The organism is Mycobacterium sp. (genome assembly GCF_052145595.1).
Lineage (GTDB): Bacteria > Actinomycetota > Actinomycetes > Mycobacteriales > Mycobacteriaceae > Mycobacterium.
Window position 1 is genome coordinate 1 of the sequence record NZ_JBKQOI010000220.1, and the last position, 23,180, is coordinate 23,180.

The following is a 23,180-nucleotide window of genomic DNA, read 5'->3' on the forward strand; positions in this document are numbered from 1 at the left end:
GAGGAGTTGGGCGGCGCACTGGGACAGGGCATTCCCGCGTTCGGCGATTCCATCGGCGGCATGTACATCGCCGGGGGCATCTCGGCCGCGTTGCTGCACCGCGAGCGCACCGGCGAAGCCCTCGAGCTCGACGTGTCGCTGCTGAGCACGGCATGGTGGGCGGCGGGCGCGAGCATGACGCAGGGCATGGAGACCGGAGAAGTCATGCGCACGCCCATGCCGGGCTCGGCCACCGCGATGTCGGTGAACCCCTTCATGGGCAACTACCTGACCTCCGACGGCGGCACGATCAACCTGTGCATCATCAGCCCCACCGGCTTGATCCGCGACACCTTCGAGCACCTGGGCATCCCCGAGGCCGCTGACGATCCGCGCTTCGCCGACGTACTCCCCTTGATCCAAAACGCCGACGCGGCCGCCGAACTCATCGCTAAGGCCTTCGCCGCCAAGCCTTTTGACTACTGGCGGCAGCACCTGAAGACGATGAAAGGTCAGTGGGCGCCGTTCCAGAGCCTGCTCGACCTCGCCGGGGACGAGCAGGCCATCGCCAACGACATGATCGCCGAAGTCGAGCTCGCCAGCGGCGGAAAGCCGTTCCGCGTAGTGCGCGGACCTGTCCAGTTCAACCACGAGCCCCTGGTGACCACGAGGGCGCCGCAGGCGAGCGAGCACACGGAACTGGTTCTGATGGAGCTTGGCATGGACTGGGACCGCATCGCCGAACTCAAGGAGTCGGGAGCTATCGCATGAATGACGTTGCCGTGATCGGGGTGGGCTTGCACCCATTCGGCCGCTTCGAGGGTAAGTCCGCGATGCAGATGGGCGCCGACGCCATCCAGCTTGCGCTCGCCGACGCGGGTGTCGACTGGAAGGATATCCAGTTCGCCGTCGGTGGCAGCTGGACGGTGGCCAATCCCGACGCGATCGTCGGCATGGTCGGACTCACCGGCATTCCGTTCACCAACGTGTTCAACGCCTGCGCCACCGCTGCCAGCGCAGCAAAGGCATGCGCCGACGGAATCCGGCTGGGCGACTACGACATCGGTATCGCCGTCGGTATGGACAAGCACCCACGCGGCGCCTTCACCGAAGACCCGGCGCTGGTTGGGATGCCACGTTGGTACGCCGAAAATGGCCAGTATCTGACCACGCAGTTTTTTGGAATGAAAGCGAACCGCTACCTGCACGACCACAACATCTCTCACGAGACGCTGGCCAGGGTCGTCAATAAGAACCTGCGCAACGGTGCCCTGAACCCGAACGCGTTCCGGCGCAAGCCCATGCCGGAAGAGACGATCCTGAATGCGCCCATGCTGAACTACCCCTTGACCCAATACATGTTCTGTGCGCCCGACGAAGGTGCGGCAGCGGTAGTGATGTGTCGGGCCGACATCGCGCGACGGTACACCTCCAAGCCGGTATATGTGCGCGCGATCGAGGTGCGAACGCGCAAATACGGTGCCTACGAAGTGAACACGACATTTGCTCCCGTGCATGAGGCCGTTGCCCCGACGGTGTACGCGGCCCAGGCGGCCTTTGAAAAGTCAGGGGTGGCACCTGACGACGTTGACGTGATCCAGTTACAGGACACTGACGCAGGCGCGGAGATTATCCACATGGCCGAATGTGGGTTCTGCGCCGACGGCGAGCAGGAGAAGCTAATTGCCGACGGCACCACTGAGATTGGTGGCGCACTGCCCATCAATACCGATGGGGGCCTGCTGGCCAACGGCGAGCCGATAGGCGCCTCGGGCATTCGGCAGATCCACGAGCTGGTTCGTCAGCTGCGCGGTGAGGCCGGCGACCGTCAGGTGCCCGGCGAACCGAACGTCGGCTTCTCCCAGCTCTACGGGGCGCCCGGCACCGCCGCCGCCACGATTCTGACGACCTGACCGCATGTTGGGCGCCGTCAGGACGATTTCTTCAGCGGCGGTGAGTAGTTGGGCTTGCCCAGCCCCAGCATGTACTGGGCGATCATGTTGCGGAACACCTCAAGCGTGCCGCCATAGATTCCCACCAACGGAGCGAAGCGGTAAACGTATTCGGCGCTGCCGTCGTCGGCTGCCCCGTCGGTCCCGAACGGCAGCGTTGATGCGGCCCCGAGGATGTCCATCAAATCCGGGGAGATGTCCCGCATCGTCTGTGCGATGGCGACCCGGCCGAAAATGCTTGGGGCCGAAAGCGCGACCTCCAATCGGGCGACGCTGCGGCCCAGCCGAAACACGACCGACTTGTCATCGATGAGCCGGCGCCCATTGGGGTCGGGCCGTGTCACGCGCGCCGCGGCCTTGTCCACCGCCTCGCTCATGAACCCGGCCTGGTGCATCATGATTGAGGTGTCCTGCAACCCGTCCGGTGCAGCCGCAACCGCGCCGTGTTCGACGTTGAGCGGCTCGCGCAGCACCGTCCAGCCCGCGTTTACCTCGCCCAGTCGATACCTGTCGTCAACTCGGACGTCGCTGTAGTAGACGATGTTGGTCCGGTCGCCATCCACGGTGCGGATGCCCTGGATTTCGATGCCCGGCGAATCCAAGGGAACCAGGAACATGGTCAAGCTCTTGTGTTTGGGCGCATCCGGGGCGGTGTTGGTGATCAGGAACACGTACTGGCAGTTGTGCGCCCCGGTGGTGAACATCTTGGAGCCGTTGACAATCCATGCATCACCGTCGCGCACCGCGCGGGTCCTGCAAGTTGCGACATCGGAGCCGCCTTCGGGCTCGGTGTAACCAAGGCACAGCCGAACCTCGCCGCTGAACACCTTTGGCAGCACGTCGTCGCACAGCTCCGGTGACCCGAACTTCGCCACCGAACGCGCCACCATGGCGGTGGTCCCCCATGTCACCCAGGGCACGTGTGCCCGTCGCTTCTCCTGCTCCCAGATACGGCGCCGGACCCGGCTGAACCCGCCTTCGGATTCGGGCTTCCACTCCTTGGCCAAATAGCCTGCGGCGCCCAACTTCAGATGCAGACCCTCGTCGAAGTTGTCGCCCGTTTCGCGGTCGCGACGCCTGATTTCTTCGGTCATGTGGGTACCCAGAAAGCTTTGTGCCTCTTCGAGGAACGCCTTGTCTTCGTCGGACAGCCCGACCCGGGAGAAATCCATCCTTTTCGCTCCTGTCCTATTGTGGGGCGGTCTCACGGGCGGCCACGACCTCGGCGATCCGCTGTGCGGTGGTCCCCGGATCGCCGCCGGCCAGTGGCCATCCCCTGGCGCGCACCAGATACGCCGTTGCCGCGGCTTCGGCCGAAACGCCGAGGCCGCCTTGGATGTGGACCGCCATCGTCGCCGCCTTGGCGGCCTCCTCGGCCATGAACACGAAGGCGGAGGGCGCCAATTCGGGGCGCTCGTCTGGTTCGTTGTCCAGGAACCAGGCGGCGCGCCGGGCCAGGTTACGTCCGCCCTGAACGGTGATGGCCATGTTTGCAAGAGGGTGCGAGATGGCCTGCAGCGTTGAGATGGGTACCCCCAACGTGTAGCGGCTCTTCGCGAATTCCGCCGCGATGGTCATCGTCTCCTCGACCAGACCAACGAGGGCCGCCGCGGTCAACAGGCGCCATTCATCCAGCGCCCGTTCATAATTCGCCAGAGCGTCCGGACCCCGAGCCACGACCGTACGAGTGTCGGCGGCGGCCGGGTCCACCCAGGCCATCGGCAACCGGCCAATGTTGTCGACCTTCGCCGGTCGGGTGCCGAAGGTCAGACGCACCACCTCATCACCGTCACGGACGATGATGTGGTCGGCGATCGAACCCGTGGGGATCAGCCGGATACCCGGCGGACTGTCGATCCGTGCGTCGAGTGCGGCGAGCTGTTCGCCGTTGGCCAGCGCCCCGGAGCCGGCGGTATCGGCGTCCAACGCACCCAGGCGCCCGAGCAGCCGGACGGCGCAGACGTGGTCGATCCACGGAACCGGCGCCAGCGACCGGCCGATTTCTTCGGCCACCAGGGTGAGATCGACGAGCGTCGCCCCGTCGCCGCCGGAGGACTCCGGTAGCGCCATCGTGGTCGCGCCCATCGCGCACAACCGCTCCCAGAGGTTCTTGTCGAAGCCGGACGGTTCTGCGGCGCGCACTGTTTCGATCGAGCAGTGGGTTTTGAAGAATTGCCTGTACGCATTCTGCAGGTCCACGTGGTGCTCTGACAGACTGTAGTCCAGTCTGCGCAGTTCGAAGCGGTCCATCGTCATTGCTCCTTACCGAAGAAAAACTCCTGCGCGTTGTTGTAAAGGTAGTTGTCCAGCACTTCGGCGGGCAGATCCAGCGCGCGAGCTTCGGGTATCACCCGGCGTATGCGCAGGACCGGCCAGTCCGACGCGTAGATCACCTTGTTCGGACCACGCGTTCGCATATAGTGCAGCAGGCTTTCCGGCAGTCGCTTGGGGGACCAGGCCGACGTCATCAGGCGCAGGTTGGCGTACTTGAGCAGCAACCGGATCGCGACGTCCCACCACGGATCGGCCCCATGGATCATGCAGAGCCGTAGCTCGGGAAACCGCACGCACACCCGGTCCAGATGCATGGGATGCTGCACCTCTCCCGGGATCGGCGGCCCGGGGATGCCGGTGTTGATGCACAGCGGGAGGTCCAATTCCGCACACTTGGCATACAGCGGGTAGTAAACGGCGTCGCTGGGAGGATACTGCCCGTCACCCCAAAAGCTCGGTCCCACTACGGCGTAGGCGACGGGCAGGTCGCCCACGATACCGGTCAATTCGCGCAACGACTGCACCGGACGCAGCAGGTTGACCCCGCCCATGGCCAGTGCGAACCGGTCCGGCTTGGCATCGACGAACTTGCGCGCGGTGGTGGACGGGTTGGCGAGATTGTCCATCAGGATCGCCTTCTGCACGCCCTGCTCGTCCATCTCCTCGAGCAGCTCGGACAGATCGACCGGCGCGAACATCGACTCCGGGCCCTTGAAGTAGTCGTCCCTGACCTTGAGCATCCACGTGGGCTGGGATTCGGTTTCGCCGAAGTGCACGTTGATCAGGCAGTCAATCGCTTTGGTGTTCATGACTTCCTTCGGGATCGGAGGAAACCAGCGCCGGGGCCGGGACCTGCTGCGTAGCCTGTTCTTTGGCCCATCGGTAGTTGGGCTTGCCATTGCCGAGTCGCTGAATCTGCTCTACGAAGATGAAGGCTTTGGGCGCCTTGAAATGCGCCAGCTGCGAGGTGCAGAAGGTGTAGAGGGCACGCTCGTCTCCGGCGAGTTCGGCCCCCGGGTGCGGCGCGATGAGCGCGACGACTTCCTGGCCCCACCGCTCGCTCGGCCGCCCTACCACCAGGGCGTCGGCGATGCACGGGTGTGCGCGCAGTATTTCTTCGACCTCTTCGACGAACACCTTCTCCCCGCCGGTGTTCACCACCAGCGAATCGCGGCCGAAAAGGCGAATGGTGCCGTCCTTTTCAATGGATGCCCGGTCACCCGGTATCACCACACGCTGCCCGTCGATCTCCGGGAAGGTCCGTTGGGTGGCCTCGGCATCGTTGAAGTAGCCGAGCGGAATCCGGCCCGTCCTTGCAGACCAGCCGATCTCCTGCTCGCCGGGCTGCAGGAAACGGCTGCGGTCGGCGGAGACGACGGTGGCGCCGACCCTGGGCTCAAAGGTTTCGCTTGCGTTCCCGTTGCGGCTGTGCCCGAACGCCATATTGCCGCTCTCGGAAGACCCATAGCCCTCGATGATGGTGATGTGTGGCAGGCATTCCATCAGCGCCCGTTTGTATTTCGCATTGGTGGCAGCTCCACCCGTGCCGATGGCATTCAGCGAGGACAAGTCGTACGGATGGGCGCGCAGTTCGGCGATCAGCGGCCCGGCGTAGGCGTCGCCGACCATCGTCATCATGCCGACCTTTTCGCGCTCCGCGGTTGCCCACACCGACCGTACGTCGAGCTTGTTGCGGTCGTCGTAGAGCACGACCGGCAGACCGGCGCAGAGCGCCGCGAACGCCGTCCACATTCCGGCCGCGTGCATCAGCGGCGAAACAGCGAACCAGGGTGGGCCGCCGCCGCGCACCTTGTCATGGATCTCGGTGACGCTCTCGTGATCGGCTCCCACCATCGACGACACGTACATGTCGCTCTGACGCCACAGGACTCCTTTGGGACGTCCCGTCGTTCCGCCGGTACACATCATGATCAGGTCGTCGGGCGACCCGCCCGGCTCACGGTCCGGTTTGCCGGTCGCCAGGGCGTCATCCAGAGTGACGGCACCCGGTAGTTGCGGAGCCGCGCTGCCGTCGTCGATGGATATCAACAGCTCGGCACCTGTAAGCGGCAACACTTCCGCGAACCGGGCGCCCAGTGAGCGGTGGTAGATGATGCCGCGGGGCTCGATGTAGTCGAGCAGGTCGCGGATCTCGCGCGGCGAGTAGTGGTGGTTCACGTTGACCGGAACGGTGCGCGCCTTGAGGCATCCGATCACCATGTCGGGGTACAGGTCGTTGTACATGATGAGCGCGATGCGGTCCTGGCCACATTCCCAGCGCTGCAGCGTCTCACGTTCAGCGTGGGCACCGAATCCCTTGGCACTGAGGTAATTTGCCAGCCTGCTGGTTCGACGCGCCGACTCAGCAAACGTGCTGCGGCGGTCTCCGCACACTGTCATCAAGCGGTCGGGAACCACGTCGGCGATGGCGTCAAGGACCGCCCCGACGGTCCATTCACTCACGATCGGGCCGCCTAGGCTGCCACTGTGGATTTGATACCGAGGAGATCCAAAGCGTTGTCGCGCATGATCTTCCGAATATCTGATTCGCTGAATTCCGTGAGCTCCTCAGTAAACGATACCGGCGTCTCAAGGCCTTCGCCGTGCGGCCAGTCGGAGCCGAACAGGATCTTGTCGACGCCGATGACCTCGGCCAGCTCCGGCAAATCGTCCTCGTAGTAGGGGGCGATCCACACGTGGTTGCGCAACTGCTCCACCGGGTCCTCGGGGAAATCATGGGGCTGCATGTTGGCGACCTTCTTCAGGCGCTTGACCAACCGGTGGACGAAGTATGAGCCGTTTTCGATGCTGACCGCCTTGAGCTTCGGATGACGGGTGAAGACACCGTGCACGATCATCGAGGCCATGGTGTCGTGAATGGCGCGGTCGTCGAGGAGAACGGTATCCAACGGATCCTTGGCGCCGAAGCCCTCGAACGTCGCCTTGCCGCCCCACGCCGCCGAGATGAGTAGATAGCCGCTGTCGCTGAGGTGGAACCCTACCGGCACCCCCGCCTCGGCCAGTCGGGCCCAGACCGGGTCGTGGCTGCGGTCGCCCAGCGACCGCGGCTTGACCAAGCCGGGCACGGGCGCCGGGCGCACCAACACCAGCTTGGCGCCCCGCGCCAACACGAACTCCACCTCTTCGAGCGCGCCGGCGGGATCGGCCAGCGAGATGATCGGCGCGCCGATGATCCGGTGGTCGGGCCGGTCGAAGCCCCAGTCCTCATCGAGCCAGAGGTTGAAGGCGTGCACCGACGCCATCGTCGCCTCGATGTCGTGCTTGAGCCCCTCCTCGACCCCACAGGCGAATGTCGGCAGCATGAAAGCAGTCTCGATGTCCTGGGTGTCCATCACCGTGATGCGGGCATCGCGATTCTGGTACTCGGGATGTTCGGCCATCCGTTCGACCTTCATCAGCGACGCGGGATCGACGCCTTCGGGAATCTCACCGCGGAACAACAGGTCCAGGCAGCCGGGCACGATGATCGGGTCGAAGGTGGGGTTAGGCACGAAGTGGTTGACGCGGTCCCCGATCACGGCCCAGGTGCGCTTGCCTTGGGTGACCATCTGCACGCCGCGGTTTTTGAACGTCTTGTCGAGGTGGCGGGTGAAGGCGTCCAGCGGCTCGTAGTAGTGGTTGTCGACATCGATTGCCTGGTAGCTCAAGTCACCCATGATCTTCCTTTCCGGGTACTTCGCGTCTTGCTAAACGTCGGTAGCGCTGAGCGAAGGAAACTGCGGCGGCCGCTTCTCGAGGAAACTCGTGATCCCTTCGATGACATCGGGCCGCGGCATCGCCTCGCGCAACAGGACCTCGGCACGCGAGGTGGCTTCTGCGACATCGCGAGTGGCGTCACCGTAGACCTGCCGTTTGATCACCGCCATCGAAGCCGGCGAGCAGTTGGCGGCAATGTCTTCGGCGTAGTCGAGGGCGCGCTTCATCAAATTTTCGGGCGCGACGACTTCCTTGACGAGACCCAACTCGGCCGCCTCCTCGGCGAGAAAGGTACGGGCGCTCAACAACAAGTCGAGGGCGACGCCCCAGTTGGTCAGGCGCGGAAGTATCCAGGAGATGCCGAACTCGGCAATCAGTCCGCGGCGGGCGAACACGGCAGCGAACTTGGCACCGGCCGCGGCGAACCGAACGTCACACATCAGCGCCTGGGTGAGACCGATGCCGACACACGAACCGTTGATGGCCGCAATGACGGGCTTGCGCAGCATGGTCACGAAATGCGGCGGCCGTTCGCCGACCAACTCGTTCAGATTGGTCTTCCCCGCGTTCTCCATCGTCTCGCCGACCTTGGCCGCCGACCTCGGCGGGCCGAGATAGGCACCGGCACAGAATCCTCTGCCCCGACCGGTCAGCACAATGGCCCGGATAGCCGGGTCCTGTTCGGCACGGTCGATGGCGGCATAGAACCCGGCGGCAATGTCGGGGCCCCACGCGTTGAGGCGGTCCGGGCGGTTGAAGGTCAGGATTGCGACGCCGCTGTCCGTGGCCTCGTAGAGCACAGCATCGTCGGTATCGGAAGCACCGTCGCTGCCGGACATTTCCCGCGGCACCTCCTCATGCGTGACTACCGGATTCCGGTTGGCTTTGTACCCATACTGTATACCTATCGGTACCGCATTCCACAACCGCCGCCACGCGCTCGCGAACCCCGGTCGAACAGCGAATTTCGGGCCGCTGAACCGCTACCATGACCGCCTGCGAATCGACCTGCCCGAGCCTCTAACGTGACACCCGGCCCCGGGAAATGAGCTTGACGATCGCCAGCAAGATGACCGCCCCCAGCAGACACGTCAGAAACGAAAACAGCAGCCCGCCGCCGGCCACGTTCACACCCAAGCCGCGCAGCAGGAATCCTCCCACCAGGCCCCCGACGATGCCGACCACGATATTGAGAACGAGACCCATCCGAGCATCGGTCCCCATGATCTTGCTGCCGACCCAGCCAGCCAGGCCGCCGATGATTATCCAGCCGATGACACCCAGGGTAAGCATTACCGATCCTTCCGATAGCAACAGCCGCTATGGGTCCTCGTCCCGTTCTGCGCAGCGAAGCCGAAGCGAGTAGCTACCAACGTAACTGTGGCGAGCGCCACGTCGCCACCGTGTTTGCGTCGATCGGGCGGCAGGGAAGACGTCGACTAAGCCATCCATCAACGGGAGGAAGATGCAATGATCGACATCAACCGCGGCTTGGCCGAAGCAGTCATGGGCGTCTTGGAAGACGTCAAAGGCAAGGCCAAGGAAGTCATCGGCACGTTCACCGGTCGCAGTGACTTGGTTCGTGAGGGCAAAGCTCAACAGGACAAGGCGAAAGCGCAGCGCGATGCGGCACGGAAGGAAGCCGAGGCCGAAAAGGCGCGCGCCAAGGCCAAGGCTCAGGAGGCACGTCAAAAGGCCGAACAGTAGGCGGCTAGCGTCCATAAAGGGCCCGGTCACCGTCGGTGGCCGGGTCCTTTATGCTTCAGATTAAGGTAATCTACTGCGCCGCAAAATTTTTCGCGGCACGTTAGGCATCGATGAGCCCGAGCCGCCGGTAGGCATTCTCGATCTGGACCTTGGCCTCGGCCGGCAACTCCGCCTGCGGCGGCCGGGAATGCGGATATGCACCTATCGGCAGGCCGAGCACCGAGGCGGCGTACTTGAACGCTCCGCCCCAGTGGGTGAAGTAATCCGATCGTCCCGGGTAGCAGGTCCACCATGATCCGATATCCAGGTCGAATTGGTCCATACCGGACTCACGCCCGTAGTCCATCGCCTCGAGCAGCTTGTCGTTGAGCACCAGGTCCCAGTACTCGGAGAACTGCCGCCGCTGTGGCGTCTCGAAAAGATAGCCGGCGGTGCCCAATTGCGCAGGGCAGACGATCCCGGCGCGCAACCACCCGGCGCGGTACACCGTCCTGTCGCATTCCCACACCGCCAGCCCGGGCGCCAATTCGTGCAGCCGCCGGCTCGCCTCCGGGCGGAAGGCGCCCTCCTTGGTGGCGCACACCGCAGGCACCTCGTCGTAGATCCGCGCGCTCTCGACCGGACTCAGCACGTAACCCGAGGAGGGGGAGTTGAACATGCCCAAGGCGATATCCGTACGCGCTGCAACATATTTGAAAAAGCGCAGCACGCCTTCGCCGCCATGCGCCTCCATCATCGGCGTTTGGATGTAGGCGATGTCGGCGCCCGCCTGCTGGGCGTGCAGGGTCAAATCCACGCAGTCCTTTGCCGACATGGCCGCTGTACAGGCCTGCACGACAACGTCAGGGTTCAGGCTGCGCGCTTCCTCGATCGCCACCTCTAGTAGGCGCTTGCGCTCGTCCAGGGTCAGCGACCAGAACTCGGCGATACCGCTGGTGCACCACAACATCGGGTGTCCGAGATCGCCGACGCAGTAGTGCACCAGCGTCCGGTAGGCGTCCCAGTCAATGTCATCACCGTCGTCGCCACAAAATGGGGTGTAGAGGGAGTCACCGATCCCCCGCAATGCACCGTGCGCCCAAACCCGCGCCTCACTCGCTGTCGCCACAGTCGACTCCTTCTGTCAGTCAAACGATTTCTTCGACCCGGCGGTTAGGTGAAGTCCGAACCACCGTCGACGTTGATGTTGGCTCCGGTCATGTACGAGTTGCGCCGCGACGCGAGGAACGTGGCCACGGGCCCGATTTCTTCCGGAAGGCCGGCTCTGGGCATGTGCGCCGGATGACCGAAATGCTTGGCAATGGCGTCCATCAGGGCGTAGGGGTCGTTGCCGTCGACACCGACCGACTTCGCCCAGCCGACCAGCGACTCGGACGCGATGCTGCCCGGCGACACCACGTTGACCAAGATTTCATCCTTGGCCAACAGCAAGGACAGGTTTTTCGACACACTCGTCAGCATCGACTTGGCCGCCGTGTAGGCGGGCAGCATGACACTTTGCCGCTGAGTCGAGTGCGCCGAGAAGTTGACGATCCGCGCCCACTGCGCCTTGCGCAGCAGCGGGAGTGCCGAACGGACGCAGCGCACCATGCCCAGCACGCCGTCCTCGACTGCCTGGCGCCACTGTTCGTCGGTCAAATCCTCGAAACTGCCCGCCGCCCCGGGCCCGACCGTATTGATGAGCACGTTGAGTACGCCGTCCCACCGCTCGGCGAGATCCGCGAACACCTTGTCGACGGCGCCGGCGTCGCCGATGTCGGCAACGAGCCCGAGGGCATCCGGGCTACCACGACCCGCCAAATCCGCCACCGCGGAGTCGAGAACGTCACGGGTGCGGCCGACCACCGCAACCCGGGCACCTTCCTCGGCGAGGCACCGGGCCGTTGCCAAACCCATCCCGCGGCTACCACCGACGACTACCGCTGTGGCATTCGCCAGCCCTAGATCCATGGCCGTGTCCGTGGCTCATGCGGTGCGTCACCCAATGACTTGCGACCGGTCATGTTCGCCCGTCCAGCGTCATATACCAAAAAGCCTACGATAGGTATTACAGTAGCAGATGGAAAAGTGCACGAGATCCAGGTTGACGGTCGTCGCCGAACGGCGACACGCACGCGTATACGCAGGTCAGAGCGGAACTGCGGGTAGATTCAACCAGACCAGTGACACGGTTCTCAGACCGCACGCACCGGACAGATCTTGATGGAGGTGCCCGTAGTGGCGAAGCAGGCAACCGCCGATAAGCGTCAACGACGCGAACGTGGGTCCATCAATCCCGATGACATCATCAGCGGCGCATTCGAACTCGCGGAGCAAGTATCGATCGATAATCTGAGCATGCCGCTGCTCGGCAAACACCTCGGCGTCGGCGTCACCAGCATCTACTGGTACTTCCGCAAGAAGGACGATCTGCTCAACGCGATGACCGATCGCGCCTTGGGTAAGTACGTCTTCGCCACCCCCTACGTCGAAGCCAGCGACTGGCGCGAGACATTGCGCAACCATGCGCGCTTGATGCGTAAGACGTTCATGGGCAACCCAATTCTGTGCGACCTGATTTTGATTCGAGCCGCCCTCAGTCCTAAAGCGGCGCGGCTGGGCGCTCAGGAGATGGAGCGGGCGATTGCCAATCTGGTGGAGGCCGGCCTGTCCCCCGAGGATGCCTTCGACACCTACTCGGCGGTTTCGGTGCACGTCCGCGGATCGGTGGTGCTGCAGAGGCTCTACGAAAAGAACCAGTCGTCGGACAGCGGACCACGCGCCATCGAGGACGCCGTGGCGATCGATCCGGGAACCACTCCGCTGCTGGCCCAAGTGACGCGGATTGGTCACCGGATCGGCGCCCCCGACGAGACCAATTTCGAATACGGCCTCAACTGCATCCTCGATCACGCCAGCCGGTTGATCGAGGAGGGCAAGGGATCGAAAGCCTCCAAGTCGGAGCCGTCTGGGCAACGCAAGGCGGCCAAGTCTCCCGTTCAGCGAGGACGAACCAAGGCGGCCGTAGCGCGTTGAAGCCCCTTAGTGATCCCGAACGGATTGCTAGGCTTCGGGTTCCGGCACGTGGAAATGCTCGTCACGTAGCCGGAACGCCTCCTTGGCGCCGTGTTCTGCCCGGGTTTTGACGAAGTTGAACTCACCCGGCCCGAATTGCAGGTTGGTGCCGAAGGCGTGGAACAGATAGCTTGCGACTTCCTCACCTTGGTACGCCTGCGTCTGCTCGACGAGACGGAACGCTTCCTTGGCGATGACGACTCCATCGGCGGGCATCTTCGCCGCCTTCTCGGCCCAGTACCTCGCGCGTGCCGTGACGGAGCCGGGATCGCATGTGTCGGTGAAGATTCCGAGATGTTCGATCTCACCCGCTTCGATGATGTCACCGGTCAGCAGCAGACGCCGGGCCAGCACGGGTCCCAGGCGGTGAAAGAACATGTGCAGACTGCCAAGGGCGGGACCCAGGAAGCGGGTGGCCGGCATGCCGATCTTCGTGTCTCGCGCAATGACGGAGATGTCGGTCATCAGCGCCATCTCGAAGCCGCCGCCGAGTGCGTAGCCGGCGATCTCTCCCACCGTCACCTTCGGGAAGCCCATGAAGTTGTGGTAGAAGCCAAAAGACTTGCGGTCCACGGTGAGTCGCCGACGCTGACTGGGGCGGCGTTTGGCCGCCGGATCGTCGCCACCGGCTTGGCCCTGGGCGCCGGACGCGCCATACCAGCCATACGCGTTGTTCATGTCTGCCCCGGTGGAAAAGACTCCGCCGGCTCCGCGCAACAGCACCACGGTCAGGTCGTCGTCGTCGGCCACGCGATCCAGACAGCGGGCGACGGCCTCGCGCATGGCGGCGTCATAGGAGTTGCGCTGCTTGGGATTGTTCAGCGTGATCGTCGCGATTCGCCGGTCGGGGTCGACCTCGAAGAGCACTCGATCGTCCGAAACGTCCGAGGCGGTCATCTATCGGACTCCTTTCGCCGCCTGCCGAACTTGAATCCGGCCAATTTGTCCGGCGGCGACGCCAGTGTGTTGACCTCGCCCGTACAGAGCACCTCGTCGTCGAGCAGCAGCCGCGCCGTCGACGCGATGCCCCGTTCCAGCTGCGACCGAACGATCTCGAAGCGCAACTCGGTCAGCACCGGCGTCGGCCGCCGAAAGGTCACCAGCAATGATCGCGTCTTGCCGGAAAGGCCCGTGACGCAATTGTGGTGCTGAATGACGCAATCGAAGAAGACGCCCAGAAAACCGCCGTGCACCAGTCCCGGCGGTCCCTCGTAGACCAGCGGGAAGCAAACCGCGCCGGCGGCCTTCTCGGCATCATGGTGGTCGAAACGGTACTCGGGAAAACACGGGTTGTAGGCACCGATGTCGGTGGCGTGGTTGAGATAGACCCGCCGAGGGTCGTCGGGAACCACACCGATTCGGGGCGCGTTGTCGGCCGGAGCCGCGGCCGCTAGCTCATTCTCCCACTCGGCGAACCTCGCCAGCATGCCATCCACCGTGGGGTGAGGGTGCTCGAGCGATAGCAACAATGAGCTGAGGCGCCGTATGGCGCCGGCGGCCGCCGCGGTCTGGGCAAGGGGCGCCTCGCCGAATTTGGCGTCACCGGGTGTGCTCGTCGAAGCGGGCGTGGCTTGCCCCTCCTCGAAGGCCATGCTTCTCCCTTTTTGCCGGGTTTCACCCAGCTATTTCCGTCGTCAGCGTTTCCTTGCTAACTTATACAGCGTAACAATCGTATTGCCTACTGTATGGGTAACCGTATCGGCGGAGAAAGGCCGGATGCGACGGTGAGTCACGAGGCCGACGCGGCCGACGCCGAGGGCTCGGTGACAACGTGCCGGGACGGCGCGGTCCTGCGCATCACGCTCGATCGGCCCTCGCGGCGTAACTCGTTGACCCACTTGATGATCGACACGTTGGTCGACTCGCTAACCGAGGCCGCCGACGACGACTCGTTGCGCGCGATTCACATCCGAAGCGCCGGAGAAGACTTCTGCGCCGGCGCCGACTGGGTGGCAACGAACAGCGGCGCCGGCAAACGTCCGCGCACCGGTGATCTGGTGCGGCGGATTCCCCATGCCGCCCACCGCGTGATCGAGCTGGTGGGAAGCATTCAGCTGCCAGTGGTCTGCAGCGTGCGGGGGTGGGCTGTGGGGTTTGGCTGCAACCTCGCGCTGGCCGCCGACTTCACCGTGGCCGCCACCGATGCGGTGTTCTGGGAACCGTTCCTGGACCGCGGCTTCAGCCCCGATTCGGGTTCCACCTGGCTGCTGCCCCGGCTGGTCGGCCTGGCGCGGGCCAGACGGATGCTGCTGCTCGGTGAGAAAGTGAGCGCAACGGATGCGGCGGACTGGGGACTGATCCACCAAGCGGTAAGCCCGCCCGATCTCGACGACACCGCCCAGGGGCTGCTGGACCGGCTGGCCTGCGGACCCACGGTAGCGATCGGGCTGACCAAGCAGGCCCTTGGCTTCGCTCAGCACGCAACATTGAGCCAATCCATGATGCAGGAGCTCTTCAATCTGGAACTATCCTGTCGCACGGGTGATTTCAAAGAAGGGCTGGAAGCGTTTCGGCAGCGACGCGCTCCAAAGTTCCATGGCCGATGAGGGAGCAGGGATGCCCACTGACTCGTTCGACACCATCAAGTATGAGGTCGACGGGCATACCGCCACCATCACGCTGAACCGTCCGGAGGCCCTCAACGCGCTCAGCCCGCACATGATCACCGAGCTCCGGGCCGCCTACGAGGAAGCCGAGGGCGACGACAACGTATGGCTGCTCGTCGTCACCGGCACCGGCCGCGCCTTCTGCACAGGGGCGGACGTCAACGCCATTCCGGGCGACGGCAAGGTGATCTACGAACGGCCGTACCTGTCGACGTACGAACAGTGGGAGGCGCCTCAGGAAGGCACCCCCCCGTTCCGCCAGATGGCCAAGCCGGTATTGACCGCCGTCAACGGTTTGTGCTGTGGCGCGGGCCTCGATTGGGTGACCACGTCAGACATCGTGATCGCATCCGACCGCGCGACGTTCTTCGATCCGCACGTCAGCATCGGCCTGGTGGCCGCACGCGAACTGGTGCGGCTGGCGCGGGTACTCCCCCGATCGGTCGCCCTGCGGATGGCGTTGATGGGCAGGCACGAGCGGATGAGCGTCGAGCGCGCCTTCGACCTCGGGCTGATCAGCGAAATCGTCGAACACGACCGGCTTCTCGAACGCGCCCACGAGATCGCCGGCATCGTCAACTCGAACGCGCCGCTGGCGGTCCGCGGGACCCGGCTGGCCATACTCAAGGGCCTGGACCTGCCGCTGCACGAAGCCGAGATGCTCGCCGAAACATTCCGCGAGCGCGTCCTGCGGACCGAGGACGCGCTGGAGGGACCCAAGGCCTTCGTCGAGAAACGGCCACCGGATTGGAAATGCCGGTGACTGGCCCCGCCTTCGAAACCATCCTGCTCGACGTGGACACGGCCGACCACGTAGCCACCATCACGCTGAATCGGCCGGAGCAGCTCAACGCGTTCAACCGGACCATGTGCGAGGAGATGGCGCAGGCCTGGCGCACGGTCAAACTCGACGAGTCGGTGCATGCGGTCGTGCTGCGGGCGGCCGGCGGCCGGGCGTTCAGCGCCGGCCTGGACATCAAGACGCCCTATGAGCAGCCGGAAAACGTTTGGAACCACGAGGATCCCGGCGAGGCGCTCAGCCCCAAGTGGCAGAAGATGTGGAAGCCCGTGGTGTGCGCCGTGCAGGGCATGTGCACCGCGGGCGCCTTTTACTTCGTCAACGAATCCGACGTGGTCATCTGCGCCGAAGACGCAACGTTTTTCGACTCACACGTATCGGCCGGCCTGGTTTGTGCGTTGGAGCCTATCGGCCTGATGCGTCGCATCGGTCTGGGTGAGACATTGCGGATTGCACTGATGGGCAACGACGAGCGGGTCAGCGCCGACACCGCGCTGCGGATTGGATTGGTGTCGGAAGTGGTCCCCGCCGACCAGCTGTGGAACCGTGCCCATGAGATCGCGGCGACGATCGCCGCCAAACCACCCTCGGCGACCCAGGGCACCGTGAAAGCGATCTGGGAGTCGCTCGACAAGCCCTACCGCGCCGCCATGGAGCAGGGGCTCATCTATACCCGGCTGGGCAACCCGATTGGCACGGCCGAACTTACCGCCCAGCACAGCGAGGTTGTCACACGCCAACCGAAGACCCGCTGATGCCTGGTCACCCGCTCAGTCGGCGCATCGCTGATGTACTGGACCTACAACCAGACTCGCACGCCATCGAGTATGAGGGCCAATGGAGCTCGTGGCGCCAGGTCGGCGACATGGCTCGGCGCGTCGCTACTCTGGCCGCCGACCATCGCGCGGGGATCGGGATGCTGCTGCGCAATCGGCCCGGTCAGGTGGCGGCCTTCCTCGGCGTGCTGCTGGGTGGCGGAACCGTCGTCGTCATCAACCCCGCCCGCGGCGACGAACGAACCAGGGCCGATATCGCCACGCTCCAACTGCCGCTGATCATCGGCGAACCCGACGACCTGACGAGGCTCGTCGCCCCGGGGACCCCGACACTCGCGATTTCGGGTCTCTTGGATGACGCTGGTGGGGCAGCGCCACACACCGCCGGGCCCGAAGCGAAGCCCGGCGTCGCGGTGCGGATGCTGACCAGCGGGACGACCGGTCCCCCCAAACGGATCGACCTCAGCTACGACATGCTCGCGCGCAGTGTGATGGGCCCCGACCCTGACGGCGCACCGGCGCCGACGCAGCTCCGACGTGGCGTGGCGATCGTCAACTCGCCGCTGGTGCACATCGGCGGTGTGTTCCGGGTGTTGCACTGCATTGCCGAGGCGAGACCCTTTGTGCTGCTGGAACGATTCGAGCTCAACGCATGGGCCGAGGCGGTGCGCAAGCACCGGCCCCGCGCCGTATCGCTGGTACCGGCCGCATTGCGGACCGTGCTGCACTCCGACCTCACGCGAGCGGACCTGGAGAGCGTCCGCGCCGTCACCTGCGGCACCGCCCCGCTGTCGGCCGACGATGCCGACGCCTTCACCGAAAAGTACGGCGTTCCCGTCCTGACCTCTTACGCCGCAACCGAGTTCGGTGGCGGCGTGGCCGGCTGGACGCTGGCCGACCACCAAGAGTATTGGCGAGCCAAACGCGGCAGCGTCGGCCGGGCCAATCCGGGCGCGCAGCTGCGCGTGGTTGACCACGATGGCACGACGCTCGGACCCGACCGGGTCGGCCTGCTAGAGGTCAAGCCGGGGCAGCTTGGGCCATCGGCGACGTGGATGCGGACCACCGATATGGCACGCATCGACGCCGACGGCTTTGTCTGGATCGTCGGGCGGGCCGACCAGGCGATCATCCGCGGCGGTTTCAAGGTGATGCCCGACGACGTACGCATCGCGCTGGAGAGCCATCCCGCCGTGGCGGGTGCGGCGGTGGTGGGACGATCCGACGAGCGTCTCGGGGAGACGCCGGTCGCGATGGTGGAACTGCGCCGGTCCGCATCCACCGATGCCGACACGCTGGTCGAGTACCTGCGGACGCGACTGGCTCGCTACGAAATCCCCGCCGAAATCGCGATCGTCGACGCGATCCCGCGAACCCCGTCGGGTAAGGCCGATCTCGGCGCAATCCAGCGTTCCTTCAGTGAATCCGCCGCCCGTAGCGACCATGCCCGGTGACTCCCCCACGGTCGCCGGAATCCTGCGACACCAAGCCCGGCTCCGGGGAGACCACCCGCTTCTGGTTTGCGACGGCGACCGCATCAGCTACGCCGAGGCCGAGCGCCGCTCGGCCGAGCTTGCCCGCGGGCTGATCGCCGTCGGTGCAGGCAAGGGCACTCACGTGGGGCTGCTCTACCCCAACGGCACCGAGTTCGTCGTGGGGATGCTCGCGGCGGGGCGAATCGGCGCGGTGGTGATCCCGTTCTCCACCTTCGGAACCGCTCGCGAGCTGCGCAAGCAGCTCATCGACAGCGATGTCGAAATCCTGTTGGCCGCCGCGTCGTTTCGCTCCCACGATTACGTACAGCGACTGGCCGAGGTCGTGTCGGACGCAGGCTTTGATTCTGACGACCGGTTGTTCGCCCCCGCCACACCGCAATTGCGCCATGTCGGGATCAGCTACCGTCCGGACGCGGTGCGGCGCCTCCGCGACATCGAACGGTTTCGCGAGCTGGCCGGTACCGTCGAGCCCGCCCTGCTGACGGCGACGCAAGACGATGTCGACGGCTGCGACCCGCTGGCCATCGTGTACACGTCGGGCTCCACCAGCACCCCCAGGGGGGCGGTGCACACGCACGCCGGCCTGCTCGGACACCAGCAAAACCTCAACGAGATCCGTGGTTTGACGAAAACGGACAAGCTGTTCTGCAATTCGCCGTTTTTCTGGATCGGCGGGTTCGCATTCGGCCTGCTTGCCACGTTGGTCGCCGGGTCCACGCTGGTGTGCTCCAACGCCGGCTCCAACACCAGCGGAGCCGGTCAGACACTCGACTTGCTGGAAGCCGAAAAGCCCACCATGACCAACGGTTTCGCCGCCGGGATCGCTCATCTGGCCGACCATCCGAACTTCTCCGGGCGCGACCTGTCATCGATGCGGCGGGGCAACCTGTACCCGATCATGCCGCCCGGCGCCCGACCGGCCGACCCGGAACTGCGACACAACATGCTGGGGATGACCGAGGGCGGCAGCGTCGTGCTGATCAGTGGTGACGAAACCGACCAACCCGAAAGCCGCCGCGGATCTTTCGGCAAACCTGCGCCCGGATTCCAGACCATGATCATCGACCCCGACACCGCAGAGGCCGTCGGGATCGGCCAAGTCGGCGAACTGTGCATCCGCGGCCCGTACGTGATGCAGCGGTACTACAAACGCAGCCGCGAGGAGTGCTTCGATGCCGACGGCTGGTTCCACACCGGCGATCTGGTGCGGACCGATGCCGACGGATTCTTCTATTTCCTTGGCCGGCTGAGCACGATGATCAAGACGGCGGGTGCCAACGTTTCGGCCGCCGAAGTCGAGAAGGCAATCGCCAAGCTCGGAATGCAAGCGTACGTCGTGGACATCCCAGATGCCGAGCGCGGGCAGTTGGTGGCCGCGGTCATCGTCCAGCCCGACCACTGCAACTCCTTCGACGGGGCGGCATTGCGCGAGCGGCTCAAGGTGGAACTGTCGGCGTACAAGATCCCCAGGCGGTTCATCGCCCTGTCCCGCAACGAGATACCGCTGCTGTCCAGCGGGAAGGTCGACTTGCAGCAACTGAGGAAGCTGTTCGATGCATGACACCATCGACCACCTGGTGAGGTTGCGGGCCAGCCAGCACGGCGGCAAGCCGATGGTGATCGACCCGGCGTCTCGGATCAGTTATCGCGAACTCGAATCCAGCACAGGCGTTTTGGCCGCGACCTTCGTCGAAGCCGGCGTCGGCAAGGGCACCCGGGTCGGGCTGATCATGCCCAACAGCGCCCGCTGGGTGCAGATCGCCATCGCACTCACGCGCATCGGCGCCGTCCTGGTACCGCTGAGTACGTTGCTGCAGGCCGGTGAACTCATCGCGCAGCTGCGCGTCGCGGCCGTACAGTTCCTGGTGAGCGTCGAGGAATTCCGCGGCCACCGCTATATCGACGACCTCCAAGCGGTGCGGCAGTCCGATCTTCCTGCGTTGCGGCAGGTTTGGACGACCGGACAGCTCGACGACGCTACCGCGAGCGATCGAGCCCGCCAGATCATCGACGCGATCGCGGAGGCGGTCACCACCGCCGACCCGCTGGTGATCATGTTCACCTCGGGCAGCAGCGGAACACCCAAGGGAGTCATCCATTCCCATGGCAACGCGTTGGGCGCCGTGCAGTCGGGCCTTGCTGCGCGCTGCATCACCACCGACACCCGCCTGTATCTGCCGATGCCGTCCTTCTGGGTGGGCGGGTTCGGCAGCGGAATACTGTCCGCGCTACTCGCCGGAGCCACCCTGGTGACCGAGGAAATGCCGCGGCCTGAAACCACCCTGCGATTGCTGGAAACCGAACGCGTCACGCTGTTTCGGGGTTGGCCGGATCAGGCCGAGGCACTGGCCAGGCACGCGGACACGGTCGGTGCCGATCTCTCGGCGTTGCGGCCGGGCAGTCTGGAATCCCTGCTGCCCCCCAAACAGCGAGCCCAACCCGGCGCGCGGGCCACATTGTTCGGTATGACCGAGGCGTTCGGACCGTACTGCGGCTACCCCGCGGACACCGACATGCCGCGGGCCGCGTGGGGAAGCTGCGGAAAGCCGTTCCCCGGCATGGAGGTCCGCATCGTCGACGCCGACAGTGGTGGACCGGTTTCGTCGGGAACCGTTGGCATGATCCAGATCCGGGGGCCGCACACACTCAGGGGCATCTGTGGTCGCAGCCGAGAAGAGCTGTTTACTTCCGACGGCTTCTACCCCACCGGCGACCTCGGCCACCTCGACAAAGACGGGTTCCTGTTCTACCACGGCCGGTCCGACGACATGTTCAAGGTCAGTGGCGCCACCGTCTACCCCAGCGAGGTCGAGCGGGCGCTGCGCACTATCGACGGCGTCGATGGTGCGTTCGTCACCAACATCTCTGGCGCTTCGGGGGACCGGGTTGGCGCGGCGGTGGTGTGCAGCGACGATGCGCTCACCGCCGAGCACCTCCACACCTCCGCGCGCAAGCTGTTGAGCGCCTTCAAAGTTCCTACGGCGTGGCTACTGCTGAGATCCGACGACGACGTTCCGCGTGGCGCCACCGGCAAGGTCGACATCTACCGTCTGCGCGACATGCTGATCAAAGCGGATCACCGCAACGCGCAAAATTAGCGAACGACCCCCTGCCAACGCACGCAGTATGGTCGGTGAATGGGCAAGCAACCTGCCGACGATTTCGTTCCGGCGGCGCCACAGCTTTGGACGTACGACTTGTTGAGTTTCCTGCTGACTCGCGCTCGCCAATGGCGGCCAGCGCTGCTCTCGCAACTGGCGCCCTCGCACGATGACGTTATCGCCGATGTTGGGTGCGGCACGGGAACCCAACTGCGTCTGCTGGCACGCGCATGCCCATCGGTCATTCTGATCGGGATCGATCCCGATGAAGCGGTTCGTCGACGCGCTCGTGCCAAGCTGGCGGGGGTGAGCCCGCCGGTGGAGCTGCTGGCCGGCTATGCGCGCGACAGTGCCGATCTGCTACGCGGTCGTGACATCACAAAAGTGCTGTCGTCGTTGATGTTCCATCAGGTGCCGCTGGAGGAGAAGCGCGCAGGGCTTTCGGCGATCCACGAAACACTCTCACCGGGTGGCAGTTTGCATGTCGCAGACTATGGCTGGCAGCGCACTTCCAAGATGCGCAAGCGGTTCAGGATGGTCCAGAAGGGCGACGGGTTCGACAACACCGAGCCGAACGCGCTGGGCGTGCTGCCCGACCTGATGACCGATGTGGGATTCCGAGATGTCAAGGAGACTCACGTTTTCGAGACCGTCAGCGGATCCATCTCGATCTATCGAGCCGTTCGTCGATAGCCGAACGCCGTCCCTATGGGACCCGCGTCCAGGGTTGACAGTTCTGCGACTCGAAGGCCTTAACCGTCGAATTAATATTCGCGTACATCGGACCGATAGAGGTATTCGTCTGGAGTACATGGTCCTTGTTCGCATCAGGTGTGCTGTACGTGAACCACGAGCACATTGAGTCTTGGGTCGGCACATTGTTTATCCAAACCCCAAAGGCCGACCCCGACCCGCCCGTGTGGTAAAGGCCCGGCGTAATGTCAGGCCCGACGACAAAGACGCCATTGCCGGGTATTGGGTCGAGCGGGTCGGCATCCGCCGGTGCCGCGAAAGCGATCGCGGTCGCACATGCAACGATTACCGCTGCGGGAAGTGTTGGGGACATTTTCTTCTCCAAACTGTCGCCCACCCTTGTCGAAGGGTATGCCCAGGCATGCTTCAGCAACAACAACTAGCCCCCGAAATCATCAGCAGGCGAGACATCAACCGGCTGTGGCGTTACTCAGCCGTCAGACATCGGAGTGCCTGGCAACGATGCGCGCAGCTGGTCGAGTGCGCGTGTGGATGCGCTGTCGGGTGGCGCATGGAAGGTGAGGATGTGTTGGCCGCCGGAGTGGGGAAGGTCAAGTTTGGTGCGGGTCAGGTATAGATCGCCGACGTCTGGATGGCGCATGTGGTTGACCCCTTTGGTGTATCCCACGTCGGCACGTTCCCAGAGCTGCTTGAATCGTTCACTGCAAGTAGATAATTCGTTGATGAGTTCGCGCAGTCGAGAGTCGTCGGGATCGTCGGCGGAAAGTTCCCGTAGGCCTCCGACGGCCAGTGCGGTCGCTTCCTCCCAGTCGGCATACACCTGCTTGGCCGTGGGATCCAGGAAGCGCCACCGCGAGAGATTCTGTCCCACTTGGAATCCCGGTGACAACGCGCGCGCGATCGGGTTTGCGGCCAGCACGTCTTGATACCGGCTCACGACGATCGCCGGCATGGGGAACTGGTCGATGAGTTCTGCGATCGCAGCTGAAACATGCTCGGCGTGCG

General features: G+C 64.5%; 24 protein-coding genes. 11 read left to right on the forward strand and 13 right to left on the reverse strand.

What is annotated here, in order from left to right; genetic code table 11:
• Together ACLP4W_RS19885 and ACLP4W_RS19890 are read left to right on the forward strand one after the other, a co-directional pair.
• Nucleotides 1-750: CoA transferase (locus ACLP4W_RS19885; protein ID WP_442388867.1), on the forward strand; the 750-nt coding region annotated here is incomplete at its 5' end.
• On the forward strand, nt 747-1,892 hold the full coding sequence (locus tag ACLP4W_RS19890) for a thiolase family protein (protein WP_442388869.1): 1,146 nt from the start codon (nt 747-749) through the stop codon (nt 1,890-1,892). The genes ACLP4W_RS19885 and ACLP4W_RS19890, both read left to right, overlap by 4 nt.
• Nucleotides 1,893-1,909: 17 nt before the next feature.
• Here ACLP4W_RS19890 and ACLP4W_RS19895 read toward each other — a convergent pair whose 3' ends face one another.
• From ACLP4W_RS19895 to ACLP4W_RS19925, 7 genes are all read right to left on the reverse strand, one after another.
• Nucleotides 1,910-3,103 (reverse strand): acyl-CoA dehydrogenase family protein, encoded by a 1,194-nt coding sequence (locus ACLP4W_RS19895; protein WP_442388871.1) that lies wholly within the window; start codon nt 3,101-3,103, stop codon nt 1,910-1,912.
• Nucleotides 3,104-3,119: 16 nt separating this feature from the next.
• Complete coding sequence (locus ACLP4W_RS19900; protein ID WP_442388873.1) at nt 3,120-4,181, reverse strand: acyl-CoA dehydrogenase family protein; 1,062 nt, start codon at nt 4,179-4,181, stop codon at nt 3,120-3,122.
• 2 nt (nt 4,182-4,183) lie between these two features.
• A complete protein-coding gene (locus ACLP4W_RS19905; protein ID WP_442388875.1) occupies nt 4,184-5,014 on the reverse strand; it encodes an amidohydrolase family protein in 831 nt (276 codons plus the stop codon).
• Nucleotides 4,995-6,668, reverse strand: coding sequence for an acyl-CoA synthetase (locus tag ACLP4W_RS19910; RefSeq protein WP_442388877.1), 1,674 nt, complete (start codon nt 6,666-6,668; stop codon nt 4,995-4,997). The genes ACLP4W_RS19905 and ACLP4W_RS19910 overlap by 20 nt, the downstream gene beginning before the upstream one ends.
• A gap of 11 nt (nt 6,669-6,679) precedes the next feature.
• The gene (locus tag ACLP4W_RS19915) at nt 6,680-7,882 is read right to left on the reverse strand and encodes an amidohydrolase family protein (protein ID WP_442388879.1); all 1,203 of its coding nucleotides are present in this window, start codon (nt 7,880-7,882) and stop codon (nt 6,680-6,682) included.
• Between the two features lie 30 nt (nt 7,883-7,912).
• Entirely contained in the window at nt 7,913-8,761 is an 849-nt protein-coding gene (locus tag ACLP4W_RS19920; RefSeq protein WP_442388881.1) for an enoyl-CoA hydratase, read from the reverse strand.
• A 181-nt stretch (nt 8,762-8,942) separates the two neighbouring features.
• Nucleotides 8,943-9,215 carry a GlsB/YeaQ/YmgE family stress response membrane protein gene (locus ACLP4W_RS19925; RefSeq protein ID WP_442388882.1) on the reverse strand — a complete coding sequence of 91 codons (273 nt, stop codon included), beginning with the start codon at nt 9,213-9,215 and terminating at the stop codon, nt 8,943-8,945.
• A 177-nt stretch (nt 9,216-9,392) separates the two neighbouring features.
• On the opposite strand from ACLP4W_RS19925, the gene mbp1 reads away from it, so the two are divergent.
• On the forward strand, nt 9,393-9,629 hold the full coding sequence (gene mbp1, locus ACLP4W_RS19930) for a microaggregate-binding protein 1 (protein ID WP_442388884.1): 237 nt from the start codon (nt 9,393-9,395) through the stop codon (nt 9,627-9,629).
• A 100-nt stretch (nt 9,630-9,729) separates the two neighbouring features.
• On the opposite strand, the gene ACLP4W_RS19935 is transcribed toward mbp1, so the two are convergent.
• Together ACLP4W_RS19935 and ACLP4W_RS19940 are read right to left on the reverse strand one after the other, a co-directional pair.
• The gene (locus tag ACLP4W_RS19935; RefSeq protein ID WP_442388887.1) at nt 9,730-10,737 is read right to left on the reverse strand and encodes a dihydrodipicolinate synthase family protein; all 1,008 of its coding nucleotides are present in this window, start codon (nt 10,735-10,737) and stop codon (nt 9,730-9,732) included.
• 44 nt (nt 10,738-10,781) lie between these two features.
• Nucleotides 10,782-11,579 carry an SDR family NAD(P)-dependent oxidoreductase gene (locus ACLP4W_RS19940; protein WP_442388889.1) on the reverse strand — a complete coding sequence of 266 codons (798 nt, stop codon included), beginning with the start codon at nt 11,577-11,579 and terminating at the stop codon, nt 10,782-10,784.
• A 252-nt stretch (nt 11,580-11,831) separates the two neighbouring features.
• On the opposite strand from ACLP4W_RS19940, the gene ACLP4W_RS19945 reads away from it, so the two are divergent.
• Nucleotides 11,832-12,644, forward strand: a complete 813-nt coding sequence (locus ACLP4W_RS19945; RefSeq protein WP_442388891.1) for a TetR/AcrR family transcriptional regulator — start codon at nt 11,832-11,834, stop codon at nt 12,642-12,644.
• 27 nt (nt 12,645-12,671) lie between these two features.
• On the opposite strand, the gene ACLP4W_RS19950 is transcribed toward ACLP4W_RS19945, so the two are convergent.
• Nucleotides 12,672-13,580 carry an enoyl-CoA hydratase/isomerase family protein gene (locus tag ACLP4W_RS19950; RefSeq protein WP_442388892.1) on the reverse strand — a complete coding sequence of 303 codons (909 nt, stop codon included), beginning with the start codon at nt 13,578-13,580 and terminating at the stop codon, nt 12,672-12,674.
• A complete protein-coding gene (locus tag ACLP4W_RS19955) occupies nt 13,577-14,275 on the reverse strand; it encodes a hypothetical protein (protein WP_442388894.1) in 699 nt (232 codons plus the stop codon). Before ACLP4W_RS19955 ends, ACLP4W_RS19950 begins: the two co-directional genes overlap by 4 nt.
• 132 nt (nt 14,276-14,407) lie before the next feature.
• Here ACLP4W_RS19955 and ACLP4W_RS19960 point away from each other — a divergent pair, with 132 nt between their 5' ends.
• Genes ACLP4W_RS19960 through ACLP4W_RS19990 form a run of 7 tightly spaced genes read left to right on the forward strand, consistent with a single transcriptional unit; the run spans nt 14,408 to nt 22,154 of the window.
• On the forward strand, nt 14,408-15,229 hold the full coding sequence (locus ACLP4W_RS19960; RefSeq protein ID WP_442388895.1) for an enoyl-CoA hydratase/isomerase family protein: 822 nt from the start codon (nt 14,408-14,410) through the stop codon (nt 15,227-15,229).
• A 10-nt stretch (nt 15,230-15,239) separates the two neighbouring features.
• On the forward strand, nt 15,240-16,052 hold the full coding sequence (locus ACLP4W_RS19965) for an enoyl-CoA hydratase/isomerase family protein (protein WP_442388897.1): 813 nt from the start codon (nt 15,240-15,242) through the stop codon (nt 16,050-16,052).
• Entirely contained in the window at nt 16,043-16,843 is an 801-nt protein-coding gene (locus ACLP4W_RS19970; protein ID WP_442388899.1) for an enoyl-CoA hydratase/isomerase family protein, read from the forward strand. The genes ACLP4W_RS19965 and ACLP4W_RS19970 overlap by 10 nt, the downstream gene beginning before the upstream one ends.
• Nucleotides 16,843-18,318, forward strand: coding sequence for a class I adenylate-forming enzyme family protein (locus ACLP4W_RS19975; protein ID WP_442388901.1), 1,476 nt, complete (start codon nt 16,843-16,845; stop codon nt 18,316-18,318). The genes ACLP4W_RS19970 and ACLP4W_RS19975 overlap by 1 nt, the downstream gene beginning before the upstream one ends.
• Nucleotides 18,308-19,921, forward strand: coding sequence for a class I adenylate-forming enzyme family protein (locus ACLP4W_RS19980; RefSeq protein ID WP_442388908.1), 1,614 nt, complete (start codon nt 18,308-18,310; stop codon nt 19,919-19,921). The genes ACLP4W_RS19975 and ACLP4W_RS19980 overlap by 11 nt, the downstream gene beginning before the upstream one ends.
• Complete coding sequence (locus tag ACLP4W_RS19985) at nt 19,914-21,458, forward strand: class I adenylate-forming enzyme family protein (RefSeq protein ID WP_442388903.1); 1,545 nt, start codon at nt 19,914-19,916, stop codon at nt 21,456-21,458. Before ACLP4W_RS19980 ends, ACLP4W_RS19985 begins: the two co-directional genes overlap by 8 nt.
• 39 nt (nt 21,459-21,497) lie before the next feature.
• On the forward strand, nt 21,498-22,154 hold the full coding sequence (locus ACLP4W_RS19990) for a class I SAM-dependent methyltransferase (protein ID WP_442388905.1): 657 nt from the start codon (nt 21,498-21,500) through the stop codon (nt 22,152-22,154).
• 13 nt (nt 22,155-22,167) lie between these two features.
• Here the strand turns inward: ACLP4W_RS19990 and ACLP4W_RS19995 are convergent, their stop codons facing one another.
• Both ACLP4W_RS19995 and ACLP4W_RS20000 read right to left on the reverse strand, forming a co-directional pair.
• On the reverse strand, nt 22,168-22,527 hold the full coding sequence (locus ACLP4W_RS19995; RefSeq protein WP_442388910.1) for a hypothetical protein: 360 nt from the start codon (nt 22,525-22,527) through the stop codon (nt 22,168-22,170).
• Nucleotides 22,528-22,644: 117 nt separating this feature from the next.
• A partial coding sequence (locus ACLP4W_RS20000; protein ID WP_442388906.1) for an MmyB family transcriptional regulator occupies nt 22,645-23,180 on the reverse strand: 536 nt, incomplete at its 5' end.

What these genes read in the sequence shown, in the direction of transcription:
- ACLP4W_RS19940 (WP_442388889.1), bottom strand. Translation starts at nt 11,579, where the DNA reads ATGGATCTAGGGCTGGCGAATGCCACAGCGGTAGTCGTCGGTGGTAGC.
- ACLP4W_RS19915 (WP_442388879.1), bottom strand. Translation starts at nt 7,882, where the DNA reads ATGGGTGACTTGAGCTACCAGGCAATCGATGTCGACAACCACTACTAC.
- ACLP4W_RS19925 (WP_442388882.1), bottom strand. Translation starts at nt 9,215, where the DNA reads ATGCTTACCCTGGGTGTCATCGGCTGGATAATCATCGGCGGCCTGGCT.
- ACLP4W_RS19995 (WP_442388910.1), bottom strand. Translation starts at nt 22,527, where the DNA reads ATGTCCCCAACACTTCCCGCAGCGGTAATCGTTGCATGTGCGACCGCG.
- ACLP4W_RS19980 (WP_442388908.1), top strand. Translation starts at nt 18,308, where the DNA reads ATGCCCGGTGACTCCCCCACGGTCGCCGGAATCCTGCGACACCAAGCC.
- ACLP4W_RS19955 (WP_442388894.1), bottom strand. Translation starts at nt 14,275, where the DNA reads ATGGCCTTCGAGGAGGGGCAAGCCACGCCCGCTTCGACGAGCACACCC.
- ACLP4W_RS19990 (WP_442388905.1), top strand. Translation starts at nt 21,498, where the DNA reads ATGGGCAAGCAACCTGCCGACGATTTCGTTCCGGCGGCGCCACAGCTT.
- ACLP4W_RS19900 (WP_442388873.1), bottom strand. Translation starts at nt 4,181, where the DNA reads ATGGACCGCTTCGAACTGCGCAGACTGGACTACAGTCTGTCAGAGCAC.
- ACLP4W_RS19920 (WP_442388881.1), bottom strand. Translation starts at nt 8,761, where the DNA reads ATGTCCGGCAGCGACGGTGCTTCCGATACCGACGATGCTGTGCTCTAC.
- ACLP4W_RS19950 (WP_442388892.1), bottom strand. Translation starts at nt 13,580, where the DNA reads ATGACCGCCTCGGACGTTTCGGACGATCGAGTGCTCTTCGAGGTCGAC.
- ACLP4W_RS19985 (WP_442388903.1), top strand. Translation starts at nt 19,914, where the DNA reads ATGCATGACACCATCGACCACCTGGTGAGGTTGCGGGCCAGCCAGCAC.
- ACLP4W_RS19975 (WP_442388901.1), top strand. Translation starts at nt 16,843, where the DNA reads ATGCCTGGTCACCCGCTCAGTCGGCGCATCGCTGATGTACTGGACCTA.
- ACLP4W_RS19970 (WP_442388899.1), top strand. Translation starts at nt 16,043, where the DNA reads ATGCCGGTGACTGGCCCCGCCTTCGAAACCATCCTGCTCGACGTGGAC.
- ACLP4W_RS19890 (WP_442388869.1), top strand. Translation starts at nt 747, where the DNA reads ATGAATGACGTTGCCGTGATCGGGGTGGGCTTGCACCCATTCGGCCGC.
- mbp1 (WP_442388884.1), top strand. Translation starts at nt 9,393, where the DNA reads ATGATCGACATCAACCGCGGCTTGGCCGAAGCAGTCATGGGCGTCTTG.
- ACLP4W_RS19945 (WP_442388891.1), top strand. Translation starts at nt 11,832, where the DNA reads ATGGAGGTGCCCGTAGTGGCGAAGCAGGCAACCGCCGATAAGCGTCAA.
- ACLP4W_RS19895 (WP_442388871.1), bottom strand. Translation starts at nt 3,103, where the DNA reads ATGGATTTCTCCCGGGTCGGGCTGTCCGACGAAGACAAGGCGTTCCTC.
- ACLP4W_RS19965 (WP_442388897.1), top strand. Translation starts at nt 15,240, where the DNA reads ATGCCCACTGACTCGTTCGACACCATCAAGTATGAGGTCGACGGGCAT.
- ACLP4W_RS19905 (WP_442388875.1), bottom strand. Translation starts at nt 5,014, where the DNA reads ATGAACACCAAAGCGATTGACTGCCTGATCAACGTGCACTTCGGCGAA.